Consider the following 15,755-nt stretch of genomic DNA (forward strand, 5'->3'; position numbering starts at 1 on the left):
TCTTCTCGTCCTTTCTCCTGATGCCCTGCTTCGAAAGGACTTCATCATCAACATCAGTATCTGTCAGATGGCAGTACGTCTCAAACATCCCTGTCCGGATGTTTCCCCACATCATTTTTTTGATAATCGTCTCGTTATATCCCTGCTGAACCATCGACGTGATTTTTGAATGCCGGAACAAATGCGGCGTGACTCGCTTACGAACACCGGCGCGCGCGGCGATCTTTTTCAACTGAAGAGCTATTCCCTCGTAGCGGAGCGGAAGGCGTTTATGAGATGTGAAAACCAGACCTTCGGATGATATAGCATACGGGTAATCATTTTTCCACTGGGCGAAATAGGGTGTAGCAGCTACGAGCCGGACGTACCGGGGTTTTTCAGTTTTCTTGTTAGTATTGACGATCATGCCGTAATTATCGATTTTGATTTGGCCCCACGTCAATGTCCCAATCTCTTCGATACGAAAACCGCCCTCATACAGCATTGCGAGAAGTGCCCGGTCACGTGAGCTCATACACGCATCGATCATTTTGTGGACTTCATCTTCACTGAGCATCATCTCAGCAGTCTTGGTCATTGTGTCTGTACGGGGCACTTTGATCTCCCGGATATCATCCTTCATGAGCGGGGAATACCGGTGCTTGATCATCCAGAGATAAAACCGTTTGATGAAGTTCAGGAAATCCCTCTGGGTGTTCTGCTTGTAGGGCCGGCCCTGAACTCTCGTATCCTTCATGTTGTTGATGCCCTGGTAGATGTCGGTAATGCTGTTTGTCGTGTATGGTGGAAGAAATCGTCTCCATGTAATGAGCGTGAAAATGATTTTGTTCGCCCTTCCGGTGCTGATCCCCTTGGTAGCTTTCAGTTCCGAGATGAATGCCCTGATCAAGTGGGCATCTTCCGGTGTTAGGCGTTTTTCTGCTGTAGCCCTGTCGATAGAATGATCTGCATACTCCGCTTTCTGGCAGTGAAACGCTCGGTCTCGGCTGGTGGGTGCAGGATCAATCCCTTTTCTCATTGCACCGGCGAAATCCGTGTGCATATGGATTAAGCTGACGCTGGGAGAATGCGTTGGAAAACCTTTGGGGATTCTGGTCTGAAAAGAAGATGCTGCTATGGAGCTACCTTTTAGCTGGTTAGAATCCGCTTCATTCCAGCTTTTTTTCATGAAATCAACCCCAAATTGGGATAGTATCAAAATATGGGGGCCATCATCATAAGTCTTTTGAATACCGGAGAGATCTGGAAAGATCATTTTTTGATTGTCGGTGATACAATACCGTATCTCATCGTATCTTTCGAGAAATCACTGAGAATAGCCTCCGGTCGTTTTTTGTTTATCATCGAGTAAATGTAAATTACTCATGTGTATACAAAATTGAGTGAAAACGGATAATATTTTTTGTTGTATTATCTGACATGAGAAACATGGAGAGATACGGATAATAATGAGATGTAAAATTGAATGTATTCTTCACTATACTTGTATTGTAGGCATCTAAAAATTACATCTCTTGTAAGATCATTTCACCCAGAAGTAGAAAAAGGCAGAGGCGAACAATCAGCTGGCTCTCATCAGGGAGATGTGGAGTTACAGTTGAGCATCTCCCTAAGGAACATCTAATTTCCTGTAATCAGCTCAACAATGTACTGATAGGTAACCGTATCTATAACCTGAGCCAGCAGAACGAAGTGTGCAGGATTGGAGTGAAAGGATCCCTGCTACGTATCGTGTCTGCTCCTGACATTCGGCCCGATTAGCAGATACCTCTCCACGGTATCGATCCAGATCTTTTTTGCCACATTGATATCAATCTTCAGAACGTCGGAACTGGTGAGCAGGCCCATGGTCATCGCGATGATCATAGAGGCCGCCGTGTCTGGATCTACTTTTTGCAACATCACGCCCTGAGTTTTCACCCGTACAAGGCAATCACGGATGATGATCCGGTTATTGTCAAAAAGGTGAGTAAATTCTTCACGGTTTTTTGGATCCTGACGCAATCGAATGGGCAACTGGAAGAAGATATTCGCATAAGGTTTTTGCTGCTCGAAGAGCAGTTCGGCAAGATCCCGGATAATCCGGTGTATATCGTTGTCATACGCAAGTGTTGTTCCAAGCCCGGTCTGAATATTTCGGATCACTTCAAGGGTCACCTCGCGTAACAATGCCTCGCGGTTCTTGAAGTAACTGTAGAGTGCGGGTTTCGTAACACCAATATTTTGAGCAATCGCATCAAGCGTTACCGCATCCCATCCGTGTTCCGCTGCCACATTAAGAGCTGCGGCGATAATTTTCTTCTTCGCGTCCTGGCGATATTCCGAATGGTATTCTGTATTGATTCGTGACATCCTCATCACTCTCTTGGATTGAACGGTATATTCATATTTCGTTGCCCCGAGTTACCAAATAATAAGTTCAACTTACATATTATTAAATACAACTTAATCGACATTAAATACTGTGAAGAGATTCAAACCTCACACAGCACAGGAAATCGTAGATATGACGACAATCAGTTTTCAGCAGAGGGGTTGATGGAATTCGAACAGCACAAGGAGAACCCTAGAAAATACCAGACCTGGTGGGACACTGCTGTCTGTGTTCATATCGTGCGGAACCTCCCCGGTTACCGGACACGGATAAATGATACGTTAGTCGGGATGCCGGTACCTTACCGGCAACGAAAAGAACTGGGGAGTGCTGGATGATCAAGGAACTCTTTGAAGGGATCGCGAATACGATCCTTAGGAGACCGAAGCTGGTTGCCAGCCTGATTTTTGTCCTTTTCTGTCTCGGTCTCTATGGCGTAACCATGCTCAGTATGCAGACTGGTTGGGAAACCTATATAGACAAGGATTCCCCCGACGGAGCCCTGCAAGCAAAATATGAAGATAACTTCAAGACCGAGGCAATCATCCTCATTGTCGAAGCAGGCGACCCGCTGAGCCCGGATGTCCTTTCGTATATTGATACTCTTGAAAAAGATTTCCGGCAGCAACAGAATATCCGGAGCACACTCAGCATTGTCGATGTGCTGAAAAGTACCAATGGAGGTATCCTCCCTTCGAGCCAAGCGGAGACGGACCGTATCGTCAGTTTACTTCCCGAGAGTACCCGCAGCCAGCTCGTTCCTTCCAACGTGCTGACCCTCGTCCAGATCCAGCTTGCTCCGACATTATCCGAGACAGTCCAGAAGTCCGTGCTGGACAATGTGGCATCCATTATCGACAATTCCAACCCGCCACCAGGAGTGAAAGTGGAGATGTCCGGCACGCCTGCGTTCACTCAGCAGATGAAGGCAGGACTTACGAGTAACATGGGCATTCTTATTGGGGGAGCAATGATCCTGATGGTCATCACAATGGGGATCCTCTTCTCGTATGTCCGGTACCGGTTCATGCCAGTCGTCCTCGTCGGGATCGGCCTTGTGATCTCTCTCGGCCTGATGGGAATTGCCGGCATCAGCCTGAACATGGCGGTGATCGGCGCCTTCCCGGTCCTGATCGGCCTTGGGATCGATTACGCGATCCAGTTCCACGCCCGGTTCGACGAGGAGATCCGGAAGGGATCGATAGAGGATGCTGTTTTCATAACCGTCACCCGGACCGGCCCGGCGGTCATGTACGCGATGCTTGCCACCTGCATGGGTTTTCTTGCAATGTTTGTATCGGACGTCCCTATGATCCGTTCGTTCGGCCTTGTGGCGATTATCGGCATCTTCACCTGTTACTGGATCTCCTGCATCGGTATGCCGACACTTGCCCTCCTGCTGAAGTACCAGCCCAAGCAGCAAAAAACCGACCAGTGTTATGCTGTGGGAACAGATGCGTGCAATACGATCATCGCGAACCCGGGGAAAAAAGGGAAGACCCGAAACGGGAAGAAGAGTTCTTTCTCTTACGGCCAGTTCCTCACGGATGTATCGGTAAAGATTGCTAAGAACCCGGTACCGGTCCTTCTCCTGGCCGGTCTTATCGCCCTGATCGGATTCCAGATCGACCCGACCATTCCGGTGCAATCGGATGAGAACTCAATGGTTCCCACGGGTATGCCGGCTAAGATCAACATCGATAAGGTCACCCGCATCATGGGATCGACCGATACCGCAGACTTCCTTGTCCAGGGCTCGCGCGTAACGGATCTCGATACCGTAATCTGGATGAAGGAGTTCCAGAAGTACGAACTGTCGCACCACCCGGAACTCACCGCATCCACGAGCATCGCTACCTATGTACTCCTATATAATGGCGGCATGATGCCGGAGACCCAGGCTGGGCTCGATGCCGTGCTGGGAATGATCCCAGAGGAGACCAAAAAAACATATCTCAGCGGATCGATGTATGGGGTCATCAAATTCAACACAATAAAACTCCAGATGAAACAAAAAGACACGTTAAAGAAGCAGATGAACAAGGACATCGCGTTCCTCGAACCCCCGATTGGGATTACCATACATCCTGCAGGAAATTTTGAACTGTACACCAAGATACTGGGGTCCCTGTCGGATTCCAAGGAGACGATGACGTATCTTGGCTTCATTCTGGTCTTTGTCTTCCTCGTCCTCGTGTACCGGCACCTCCATGCAGTCTCACCGATCATCCCGATCATTTTCGTCGTGGGCTGGAATGCCGTCATGATGTATTTCCTTAACATCGACTATACACCACTCACCGCTACGCTGGGATCAATGACTATCGGGGTGGCCGCAGAATACACCATTCTTGTGATGGAGCGATATGCTGAAGAAGAAGAGAGGACGCACAATCATCTTGCCGCTATCCAGGAGAGCGTGCAGAAGATTGGCACCGCGATAACAATCTCGGGACTTGCCACGTTCTTCGGGTTCTCGGCACTCTGCCTTGCGACATTTCCTATCATCAGCAACTTCGGCGTCACCACCCTTATTGCCGTCGCGTTCTCCCTGATCGGTGCGATCTTCGTCATGCCCGCTGTCCTTTCCCTCATGGGGGGTCTTTCCGAATGGCTCGAAAAGAGAAAAACACACAGTACTCAAGGAGCGGGAGAATGATCACCGTTCTGTATGTCGATACAGATCCGAAGATGTGGACAATTATTTCCCGTATCTTTGAAAAATATGGGACGCTATCAGTATTTCCTGCGAGTTCCGGGGAAGAGGCACTCGCTTGGCTTTCTCAGTACCATGCAGACGTGATCGTATCTGACATTAATTTACCAGGAATGAGCGGGATCCAGTTCCTCCATACCCTGAGATCCAAAGGTATCTCCCTCCCTTTTATTTTTTTTTCAGAACGTGATAACCCCCGTCTGAGAAACGAGACATACATGGAAGATGTCTTCGGGTTCATTACCCGGAAAGGACTGGAGAAAAAACCGATCCTGAACCTATTGAGGCAGATCTATTGTGCAGCCGGTAGCCATGAGACGGCGTACCCGTGCAGCGATATGGAGCAGGGACATGGTACCTGACGGCAAGATCCCCAGTGAAAATGAAACCTGTGCAGGAATAATGACCGGCATCGTATTGAACAAGTCTGTCGGGAGACCACCGCGTACAATGCTATATGAAAATGTCGTGTTCTCATCTCTGCTGGTACAGGAAAAAGTCAGGTATCCCGGTCTGGGGTATCCATCGAACGGATAGTGTGAGATCCATGCCTGCCATCTTGTTTGTCGATGATGATGAAGAGATCCTCACCCTCGGAAAATTATTCCTTGAGGGGTCGGGAACGATGACCGTTGATATCGTTACATCCGCCACTATGGCAATCGAGAAGCTCAGCCGCGGGAAGTATGATGCGATCCTGTCCGACTACCACATGCCGGTTATGAACGGGATCGAATTACTGCACCGCGTCCGGGATGAGTTCGGGGATATCCCGTTTATACTATTCACTTGTGACGATGCACAGGAAATATTAACCGAAGCCCTCGAAAGCGGTGTGAATTACTGTATAGTGAAAAGTCCTGAACCAAAACACCAGTTCATGACACTGGGATACCTGCTTAGGCACCTTATCAGACTTAGGCAAAGCCGGGACAAACAAAAGAAACCGAAGGTGCATGAACAATGAACGCGGGTTACAAAATCGTACTTACCGCTGACAGAACTCTCATGAGCGAGTATGCGGGAAACATTTTCTTTGGTTTTTCAGCCAGCGCCCCAAGAGGATTCCTACCAGACTGGTTCTATTTCCATTTTCTCTGCCCATCTGTCTCTGTAAACAGGGAGAATGGTGAAGCGTTTTACGCCCCGGTAGGATTGAGAAAGATTGAAGCGAAGCTTCTGGAATGTGGCTTTCACAGAGATGAAGTGATTATTGCCCATCCGGATTACCTCAACAAGGCAATCGGCAGGGAGACGAAGGTAGTGAGCATAACCACGTTCGATCCTCTGGGAATTGGTCCCGTTACTTCTACATTTTCAAATCTTTTTGGCGGAGATAAGGCATACAACACTTACAAATTTTCTGAACTTATAAAAAAGCCAGTGCTGAAGAAGTACCATCCCAAAGTAGTTGTCGGGGGCCCGGGCGCATGGCAGTTGATGAATGAATGTGTGCAAAAAGTTTTTTTTGGAATCGATACCGTTGTCCTGGGCGAGGCAGAGAATACTGTCGGCCCATTATTTAAAGATGCAGTTGCAGGGAAGCCGTTGCCACGTCTGGTTAAGGCAATACCTGTAGGGGTCGAAGACATACCAAATGTTGTCGGGCCGACGATCTGCGGTCTTGTCGAAGTCTCAAGGGGATGCGGCAGAGGATGTGATTTCTGTAATCCGGCTCTTACGCAGCTGAAGTCCCGGCGCATTGATGCTATTTTGGAGGATGTTAAAGTTAATGTCCGGCATGGACGTGATTCCGTAATCCTCCATTCTGAAGACATTTTCAGATATGGGGCAACCGGGATTTATCCGAATCAACAGTCTGTTGAGAACCTGTTCAAAGCGGTTCTGCAGACAGAAGGTGTGAGGAAGGTAGCAGTCAGCCATGGGGCTTTTGCTTCCATAGTGTCTGCACCCACGATGTTACCAAATATAAGCGAGATGATGCATCTGGACAAGAGAAACTGGAGAGGATACCAGGTCGGACTTGAGACTGGCAGCCCAAGACTTCTGAAAAATCACATGGCGGGCAAGTGCAAACCGTTTGCACCGGAGGAGTGGCCTGAAGTCGTCAGACAGGCAACAGGAATCTCCAATGATGCAAACTGGTTCCCTGTCTCTACTCTCATCATCGGTTTACCCGGTGAGACCTCCGATGACATCATGAAAACGCTGGAACTGGCAGACGACCTAGCAAAATACCAGATAATGATTTATCCGCTTCTTGCGGTTCCCACCGGAAGACTATCAGAGAAAGACTGTACTGTGAAGGAGAACCTACTGCCCGAACATGTGGAACTTTTCCTCAGGTGCTGGGAGATTAGCCTTGAACTCTGGCCTAAGACATTCAAAGATATATCGGGAGGGTTGAGGTATTCCTTCATCGAAAAAGCAATGTTGAGAACCTTATTGAACATCGGCGTTTCTTGGTCGTTAAGAAAAATTCAAACCTGTAAATCCAGCTTTCAGGATAAACAACCTTTTAAAATCGGTAAAAACACATTTCAGGTTTCCAACCAGGGTAAACTCATGTCTGTTATTTCAACCGGGTCATCCAGCAGGTACGAGGGGGGCTGAATGTCATTTAAACGAATTTTACTGGTAAAACCATCGGGAAGAAAAGGATTAGGTTTTGCCTCCGATGTGATACCCATTGGTCTTGAATACATTGCCGCCTCAGTAGAGGACATCGTTGATGAGGTTAATATCATCGACCTGGACATGGAACAGAATTCTCTTCACTATTTTCTCAATGCTCATAATCCCGATTTGGTCGCTATCACGATGTCGGCAACCGACCATGTGGAAGGTCTGCATCTCGCAAAAATCGCAAAGATGAACGGATGTACAACTGTTTTAGGTGGCTATCACCCGACCGCCATACCTGATGAGCTGCTGTTATACCCGCAGGTTAATTTGATTGTCCGGGGTGAAGGCGAATATACGATGAGGGAGCTGGTTCAGAAGGACTCTTTCAGAGATATCCCTGGCCTGTCCTACAAAGAGAATGGAAAAATAATTCACAACAGGGCTCGTCCGCTTATTAAGGATTTAGATGCTCTGCCATTTCCGGCCCGGCATCTGAGAAGACATGAATATAAAAATCACGTAATAATCGAGAAGGGCAGGGTGAGGGAAGTGATCACCATGTCCAGGGGATGCTGGGGGCGGTGCAGTTTCTGTTGCGAACCTATGATGTGCCGAGGGTATCAACGATTTCGCTCTCCTAAAAACGCGATGGAAGAACTGCTGGAGATCGTATCCATCCACAAGGGGCGACCCCTATCCATCTTTGTAACGGATCCGAACTTTATGGGTTTTCCTCAGGGGGTTGATCACTTCTGTGATCTGTTACATCAAGAGAAATTGGACATTAAGTTCTCAGTCCTTGTCAGAGCGGACAGTGTTGTAAAGAATCCTGCAATTATTAGGAAGATGTGCGAGAACGGGATCCGAACTTATGAGATGGGAATTGAAAGTCCAAAAGCCGATGATCTGAAGGAAATCCGGAAAAACATAACCCAGGAGATGCAGGAAAAAGCCGTGAAAATATTGGCAGGGAATGGTGCATGGATCGGAGGAACCTTCGTTATCGGCCTGCCCGGCCAGACCGAAGAGGAAATAAAGCGATTCCCCCTTTACGCCAGAGAGATCGGATTAACCGGTGCAGCTTTCGGGGTGGCTACACCGTTCCCGGGAACTGATTTCTATAAAAAACTGGATCAGGAAGGTTTGATCGTTGAACGTGACTGGACCAAGTATGATGAAATGCATGCCGTATTCGAATTGGAACATGTGACTAGACAGAGGCTTGAGGAACTTTCGACCTATTGCCATGCCAAGTTCTGGACATTGGACGCGTTTCTCAGGCAGACCAGTAATTCTCTGGGACCTGGAGAAAAAATAGCTCTGGAAGATTTTATTGGTGATGTTCTCAACGCTTTGAGGTTTAGCTGGAATACAACGGCGGATCTCCAGACAGAGAATCTTCCCAACCATCGGCTGATTGCTATTAAAGCTGGTGCAGACCCATGTGTCGAGAAGTATACACGGGATGTTGGCGTACACAATCTAATAGAATTTCCCAAGTATTTACTCATGATATTAGGGGAACAGAGAATTCAGTTTACTATCACTTGTAAAGGCGTGCCTATTACAAGTTATATCATAAAAACCACCGCGAGCTCCGTAGAGTACGTGACGGCGGTACCAGGAAAGATGGACGACACGACCATCAATCTGGATGTTGATCTCAATGACGTAGATCTGTCAAATGGCGACACCAGTAACAGGGAGTTCCTGAAAAATTGTATCCGGGCGACATTCTCTGTCCGTGGGATCGATGAGGTGTGGTATAGGACGAGGTTGCTTACCGCGATAGGTCTTGGATCGACACAATTAATCATTGGTAAGAATTTCAGGACGCTAGAAAGAGCGGGAAATTATGTTCGTGCCATCGGGGTGCCGAAATGAGGATTACTGAGCGTGTCATCTCTGCAAAGAAATGTGTCAGGGACAAGATGAGAAAGATTCGGCGAACCTACACTCTAATACGAGAACTCAGTTCCATCGATGGGGATAATATAAATCGTAAATTTCTGGATAGGGTGATGTTTAGCGTTGAGACCCTGCCTCCCCTGGGGAAAGAGTACTGGTGGTTGCTGTTCTTTGGCAGAGATGGGAGACAGATGATGGTACTGGTTTACCGGAAATTCGGGAGAACCATGGTCTTCAACGGACAGAATGTTGTATTCTGGAAGACAGAACATGGTGCATTCCGGGCGGTGACAACCAGTTGGATCTGTGATGGAAAGGAACTACACGATCTTGGAGTCACCAACCCTGTAATAGTATCTTCCAATAGAGTGAAAGCATTAGTTTCCAGAATCTCCGACCAGAAGTTGATCTTCAAGGGGAAGTTTCCCGAATACGAACTTGAGATAGGTGACCTTGTTCATCTTAAAATGACAGAAGGCAATTCTTCTGAAAATAAATGTGCCTATGGTGTTTACCTTCCTCCCTTTGGAGCAGGATGGATCGATATTTTCACAAACGCTGAGGGAACTGTGATGGGAAAAGAGTTTGTGGGAACCGCCCATTTACAAAAAGTCGTTGGCGTCATGCCCTATGGATCGTTCCATTGGGCACGAGTGGTCTTTCAAAACAATTCGATATTCTCGTTTTTCTGCCTGAAAACCGGGGAAAAATCAACAAGGTATTTCCATATCTCTATGAACTTCTATGATCACCATGCCCGAAAGTATATCCGGTTCAGGAAACCACGATTGAAAATTTCAGAGAAAAAGGAAAGAATTACAACGTGGAATATTGAGGGACGGGACGAAGAAAATGAACTCAGGATTGTGCTGGTGTCGTATGCGGAAAAAAAATTCACCATGCATGGGGGGGGTTCCCAGACATATATAGAGTATGCAGTAACACCTGCCGAATTCATGCTGAAAACCAAAGATAAAACAATTACGTTGAAGGATTTGGGGGAGGGGATTGGCTCATTTGAGGATGCGTATGGTTCGCCGGGATTCTAATATCGTGGTCTCTGGTGAAAATGAGGGATATATGAGATCACCGCTGGTGTTCTTTAGTTGAGGAAAGTTTGAATTTTCATGTTGTATTTCAGGAGGAATGAGATTGGTATCTTTAGATTCCATGAAAGAGATGGATTGCCTAGAACCTTGCAACATCAAGGATACAGATGATGATCCACAGGAACACCCGTTCGGTGGCTATTCAGTGATGACAAAAAAAGGAAAAAACAAAGGATGATTCAGTTGTCTCTCGATAAATCTAGAAAACGACCGACAGTTCGTCGCTCAATATGCGGATACTGCGGGTGCTGTGTAATGGTGTGTCCTGAAGGTGCACTGGAGCTGATCGATGTGTATCTTGATGTCAGTGCAGTATGTTCCGGCTGCGGAATCTGTGTTAAGGTATGCCCTTTGGGTGCATTGGAGGTCATCGATGAAGTCAAAGTATGATCTGCTGGTAGTTGGCGGGGGACCCGGAGGAGCTCTTGCTGCACGGACCGCAGCAGAGAAGGGACTTTCTACCTGTCTGCTAGAGAAACGGCCGGCCATTGGGGTACCAGTCCGATGTGCGGAGGGGATCGGAAAGGAAGCTCTTGTAGAGTATGTGAAACCTAATCCCAGTTATATATCAGCCGAGATTAACCGAGCGGAACTGGTCGCTCCGGATGGAACGTCACTGATCCTTGAGTCCAGAGTTGTAGGAAGCAAGGTCGGGTATGTTTTAGACCGCAAAATCTTTGATCGTTGTCTGGTGGCACAGGCAGCCGATGCCGGTGCCGATGTGATGGTCAAGACAAGGGCTGTCGCTCCGCTTATCACAGATGGTGTGGTGAATGGTGCCATTCTGGAACAACAGGGAAAGAATACACCCGTCACGGCGGATGTTGTTATCGCAGCTGATGGCGTTGAGTCAAAATTTGCCCGGTGGTGTGGTATTGATACTACCGTTCCTGTGCGGGAGGCCATGACCTGCGCCCAGTATCTCATGACGGGTCTTGACATTGAGGAGCACACCACGGTCTTTTATCTTGGCAACGAGATCGCCCCCAATGGATATCTGTGGGTATTCCCGAAAGGGGGAAGAACCGCTAATGTGGGGATCGGCATTTCAGGAAAGAACAGCAGAGCGGGTCATCGGGCGAAAGACTACCTTGACCGGTTCGTTCACACCCGCTTCCCGGAGGGAAAAATTATCGAACAAATTGTCGGAGGAGTCCCGGTCTGCAAACCACTCCCCTGCACTGCTGCTGATGGTCTTCTGATTGCGGGTGATGCAGCCCGGGTGGTGGACCCGCTTACAGGAGGAGGCATTTACAATGCAATGTATACCGGGAAGCTCGCCGCAGAAACAGCAGTAAATGCGATCTCTCGCGGAAATGTGTCAAAAGACGCACTGGGAAATTACGATACAATGTGGCGGACTTCTTCGTTTGGTAAAAGCCTTTACCGGAACTGGCAGATCAAGGAGTATTTCATCACACTTTCTGACATGAAACTGAATGCGCTGGTTCAATCTGCAACGACTCTTGATCTCGAGAATTTCAGCACTCTTAATATCATAAAGGAATTGATGAAGCGGAATCCCGGGCTTATACCCGAACTGGCGATGCTCAAACTTGGACTGGGATGACAATAGTATTTGAGGTGGTCAATTGATAAAGATAAAAAAAACACGGAGCCTTTGCCCTGTATGCAATACCATTCTTGAGGCAGATATTATCGAGGACCGGGGACAGGTCTGGCTGGAACGGACATGTCCGATTCATGGCATGTCCCGGAATCTTTACTGGTCGGATGCCGCAATGTATCACCGGTATGATAAGTATGAAACCGTGGGTAACGGCATCGAAAATCCTCAGAAGATTGCCCCACCCGAAAGCTGCCCGGCGTCCTGCGGGTTGTGCAGCAACCACCATTCGCAGACTCTGCTTGCGAATATCGACCTTACAAACCGCTGCAACCTGAACTGCGATTTCTGTTTTGCCAATGCCCGGGCATGTGGGTTCGTATATGAACCGGCATTTGATGAGGTCGTAACAATGATGCAAATGCTAAGGGCTCAAAAACCCATACCTGTACCTGCTGTACAGTTCTCTGGTGGAGAACCCACAATGCGGGATGACCTTGTAAAAATCATCAAAAAAGCAAAGGAGATGGGATTCCCGCAGGTTCAGATTGCAACAAACGGGATCAGGATTGCAAAAGAACCTGAACTGGCTCGTCAGCTCAGGGACGCAGGACTCAGTACCATCTACCTCCACTTTGACGGGATTTCCAAAGAGACCAACCCGTTTCTCGCGATTCATAAAAAGGCAATTGAGAACCTGAATAAAGTAGGTCTTGGTGTGGTCCTCGTGCCTACGGTTATACGGGGAAGAAATGATCACGAAGTCGGGGATATCATCCGGTTTGCAGCCAGGAATATTTCTGTCATCCGCGGTGTGAATTTCCAGCCGGTTGCATTTACCGGTGCTGCACGTGAAGAGGATGTCAGGAAAGCACGAATCACCATTCCCGATCTTCTGGCAGGTATTGAGATGCAGATGGAAGGCGTTATAAAAAAAGATGATTTCTACCCGGTTCCCTGCGTGATTCCGTTCTCGAATCTTGTCGAAGCATATACCGGGAGGCCCCAGGTCAGGTTCACCGCTCACCAGCATTGCGGCGCAGCAACCTATATATTTGTCCAGCATGATGGATCAGTCGTTCCAGTGAACCGGATGGTAGATGTGGACAACTTCTTTGAATCCATCGGGCAGATGGCAGAAACACTCGAAAAAGGCGGCACCATCAATAAATACAAAGCACTTCTCGAAGGGGTCAAAAATATGCACGACTCGGTCAAGAATGGCGAGCAGGGAAATACAACAGATTTCTGGAAGATGATCGGCAAAATCCTGATCGGGCAGAACTTCGATGCTCTCCGGGAGTTCCACCAGAATGCGCTGTTCATCGGGACCATGCATTTCATGGACCGGTACAACTATGATCTCGGGCGTGTTCAGCGGTGCTGCATTCATTACGCAACCCCGGATGGACGTTTGATTCCCTTCTGTACCTATAATAGTGGCCCAGTATACAGAGAGCTGGTTTGGAAAAAGTACGCAAAGAAAAACTCGTGAATAAGGAAGAGGGAAATGGAGTCCATAGCCCTTTATCATGAATATTCAGAAAATTGGAATTAAGATAGGGAGAGACTAGTATGACCCCGAATATTCTCATGGAAGATGTTGTCTTATTGTATCTGGAATCCCCTCAGGGAACGGAATTTTTCGTCATCAGAGAGTCACTCCTTACCGGTATTGTCCGTAACTCCCGATAAAATAAAAAACCCTGAATTATCATAACGGTCCGCAAACATGGTCATGCAGATCCAAAGGTTCTCGGAGATCATCGAGATCCTTGGCAAATACGGTTTTAACATCGCCTTGGAGAAACTGTTCCCGGGGTATTCTCGCGTACGATTGCCGTTTCACGGAGTTTCTCCTGAACCGTCCACCATGTACGAACGGATGCGACTTGCCATCGAGGAACTCGGTCCGACCTTCGTGAAGCTCGGGCAGATCATGAGCACGCGGACGGACATCTTACCCCAGGAGATGATCAGGGAACTCAAAAAATTGCAGGATAATGTAAAACCCGTGCCATTCTCAGAAATTTATCCGGTGATCGAAGAGCAGTGCCCGGGCTTCGATACATGGTTCCGGGAGATCGACGAGATCCCGGTAGCCTCCGCCTCGATTGCTCAGGTTCATAGTGCAATCCTCAGGGACGGGACCCAGGTTGCCCTCAAAATCCAGCGCCCGGGTATCGGGCAAGTCATAGAGACCGATCTCCGTATCCTACAGTCGATGGCGGAACGGGTCGAACGGGTCTTCCCCGAAGCCCGGATCTACAACCCGACCGGCATGGTGAAGGACTTCGCGCACCAGATACGAAAAGAGCTGGATTTCCGGGAGGAGGCAAAGACTTCGGAACGGATGAAACAGAACTTCAGGGAGGTATCCGGCATCCACTTCCCGAAGATATATCGGGAGTACTCATCATCCCGTATACTCGTCATGGAGTTCGTCGAGGGGGTCCGGATCGATAATCTGAAAGAGATCACCGCCATGGGACTTGACCCGCATGAGATCGGGGAGAGAGGTTTTCATGCATACCTTAAGATGATCTTCGAAGACGGCTTCTTCCATGGCGATCCGCACCCGGGCAACCTGCTCGTTACGAAGGATGGTACTATCGTCGTCTTGGATTTCGGGATTGCCGGGACCATCCGCCCGGAAAAGCGGCAGAATTTCATCAACTTCCTCTTCGCCTTGATGAACAAGGACACGGATTTGATGATAAAGTCCCTGGAAAAATTCGGGGTCGTAATACCTGCTGAAAACCGGGAGCCGCTACAGGACGATCTCTTTGTCCTGATACAGGACTTGGGTCTCGATCAGAACATCTCCCGGTTCAATTTTCCGCTGTTCGTGGCCGAGCTCTCGGAAGTAATGCGCCATTACAGGATCAAGGTGCCGATGAACCTGATGCTCCTTTTAAAGGTCCTTGTCATGATACTCGATATCGGCGTCCATCTCAACCCGGAGTTTAACATTGAGCAAGAACTCTCCCCATTTCTCGTGAGAATCGCACAGAAAAATACCTTCTCCGCCACCAGTGCAAAAAAGGCATCCGTCTCACTGCTGGAGACCACTGATGCGGTTCTCGATATGCCCCGTCATCTCAACCTGATGCTGAATCGGTTCTCTTCGGGAACGTTTCGTCTGGAACTTGTCGATAAGGATATTCGGGAATTTCAGACTGCGCTCGACTCGGCAAGCGACAAGTTGATGCTCGGTCTGGTTGTCGGATCGCTTGTCGTAGGGTCTTCGCTGGTCCTCTCGTCCAACCCTTTGCCCCTTCCCCCGGAGGTCTCATGGCTGGCGGTTGCTGGATATAGTGCTGCAGCCTTGACGGTGCTCTATGTAGTATACCATGTCATCTACCTGAGGTTCCGGGAGCGGTGAAACGAAGGCGACTCTTTAATGGAGGATCGATGAGAGAAAATTACGGAATCACTTGATCAGGACAGATATTATCAAAGAACTATAATCAAAACATGGTTTGAACGAAAGAA

General features: G+C 48.3%; 13 protein-coding genes. 11 read left to right on the forward strand and 2 right to left on the reverse strand.

Annotation, left to right across the window (positions count from 1 at the left end; all coding sequences use genetic code 11):
- A partial coding sequence (locus PHF39_RS09725; protein ID WP_300223417.1) for a tyrosine-type recombinase/integrase occupies nt 1–1,168 on the reverse strand: 1,168 nt, incomplete at its 3' end.
- Nucleotides 1,169–1,722: 554 nt separating this feature from the next.
- The gene (locus PHF39_RS09730) at nt 1,723–2,352 is read right to left on the reverse strand and encodes a TetR/AcrR family transcriptional regulator (RefSeq protein ID WP_300223419.1); all 630 of its coding nucleotides are present in this window, start codon (nt 2,350–2,352) and stop codon (nt 1,723–1,725) included.
- A gap of 186 nt (nt 2,353–2,538) precedes the next feature.
- On the opposite strand from PHF39_RS09730, the gene PHF39_RS09735 reads away from it, so the two are divergent.
- From PHF39_RS09735 to PHF39_RS09785, 11 genes are all read left to right on the forward strand, one after another.
- Nucleotides 2,539–2,712 carry a hypothetical protein gene (locus PHF39_RS09735; protein ID WP_300223421.1) on the forward strand — a complete coding sequence of 58 codons (174 nt, stop codon included), beginning with the start codon at nt 2,539–2,541 and terminating at the stop codon, nt 2,710–2,712.
- Nucleotides 2,709–5,033, forward strand: coding sequence for a hydrophobe/amphiphile efflux-3 (HAE3) family transporter (locus PHF39_RS09740; protein WP_300223423.1), 2,325 nt, complete (start codon nt 2,709–2,711; stop codon nt 5,031–5,033). The genes PHF39_RS09735 and PHF39_RS09740 overlap by 4 nt, the downstream gene beginning before the upstream one ends.
- Nucleotides 5,030–5,452 carry a response regulator gene (locus PHF39_RS09745; RefSeq protein WP_300223425.1) on the forward strand — a complete coding sequence of 141 codons (423 nt, stop codon included), beginning with the start codon at nt 5,030–5,032 and terminating at the stop codon, nt 5,450–5,452. Before PHF39_RS09740 ends, PHF39_RS09745 begins: the two co-directional genes overlap by 4 nt.
- 185 nt (nt 5,453–5,637) lie before the next feature.
- Entirely contained in the window at nt 5,638–6,057 is a 420-nt protein-coding gene (locus PHF39_RS09750) for a response regulator (protein ID WP_300223427.1), read from the forward strand.
- A complete protein-coding gene (locus PHF39_RS09755; RefSeq protein ID WP_300223429.1) occupies nt 6,054–7,664 on the forward strand; it encodes a radical SAM protein in 1,611 nt (536 codons plus the stop codon). Before PHF39_RS09750 ends, PHF39_RS09755 begins: the two co-directional genes overlap by 4 nt.
- Nucleotides 7,665–9,560, forward strand: coding sequence for a radical SAM protein (locus tag PHF39_RS09760; RefSeq protein ID WP_300223431.1), 1,896 nt, complete (start codon nt 7,665–7,667; stop codon nt 9,558–9,560).
- Nucleotides 9,557–10,633: a hypothetical protein gene (locus PHF39_RS09765; protein ID WP_300223433.1), complete on the forward strand. Its 1,077-nt coding sequence runs from the start codon at nt 9,557–9,559 to the stop codon at nt 10,631–10,633. The genes PHF39_RS09760 and PHF39_RS09765 overlap by 4 nt, the downstream gene beginning before the upstream one ends.
- A 234-nt stretch (nt 10,634–10,867) precedes the next feature.
- On the forward strand, nt 10,868–11,083 hold the full coding sequence (locus PHF39_RS09770) for a 4Fe-4S binding protein (protein ID WP_300223435.1): 216 nt from the start codon (nt 10,868–10,870) through the stop codon (nt 11,081–11,083).
- A complete protein-coding gene (locus PHF39_RS09775; RefSeq protein ID WP_300223551.1) occupies nt 11,067–12,263 on the forward strand; it encodes an NAD(P)/FAD-dependent oxidoreductase in 1,197 nt (398 codons plus the stop codon). The genes PHF39_RS09770 and PHF39_RS09775 overlap by 17 nt, the downstream gene beginning before the upstream one ends.
- A gap of 25 nt (nt 12,264–12,288) precedes the next feature.
- On the forward strand, nt 12,289–13,755 hold the full coding sequence (gene tes, locus PHF39_RS09780; RefSeq protein ID WP_300223553.1) for a tetraether lipid synthase Tes: 1,467 nt from the start codon (nt 12,289–12,291) through the stop codon (nt 13,753–13,755).
- Between the two features lie 243 nt (nt 13,756–13,998).
- Complete coding sequence (locus PHF39_RS09785) at nt 13,999–15,645, forward strand: AarF/ABC1/UbiB kinase family protein (RefSeq protein ID WP_300223437.1); 1,647 nt, start codon at nt 13,999–14,001, stop codon at nt 15,643–15,645.
- Nucleotides 15,646–15,755 lie beyond the last annotated feature (110 nt).

The sequence above is a fragment of the Methanoregula sp. genome (assembly GCF_028712425.1).
Lineage (GTDB): Archaea > Halobacteriota > Methanomicrobia > Methanomicrobiales > Methanospirillaceae > Methanoregula.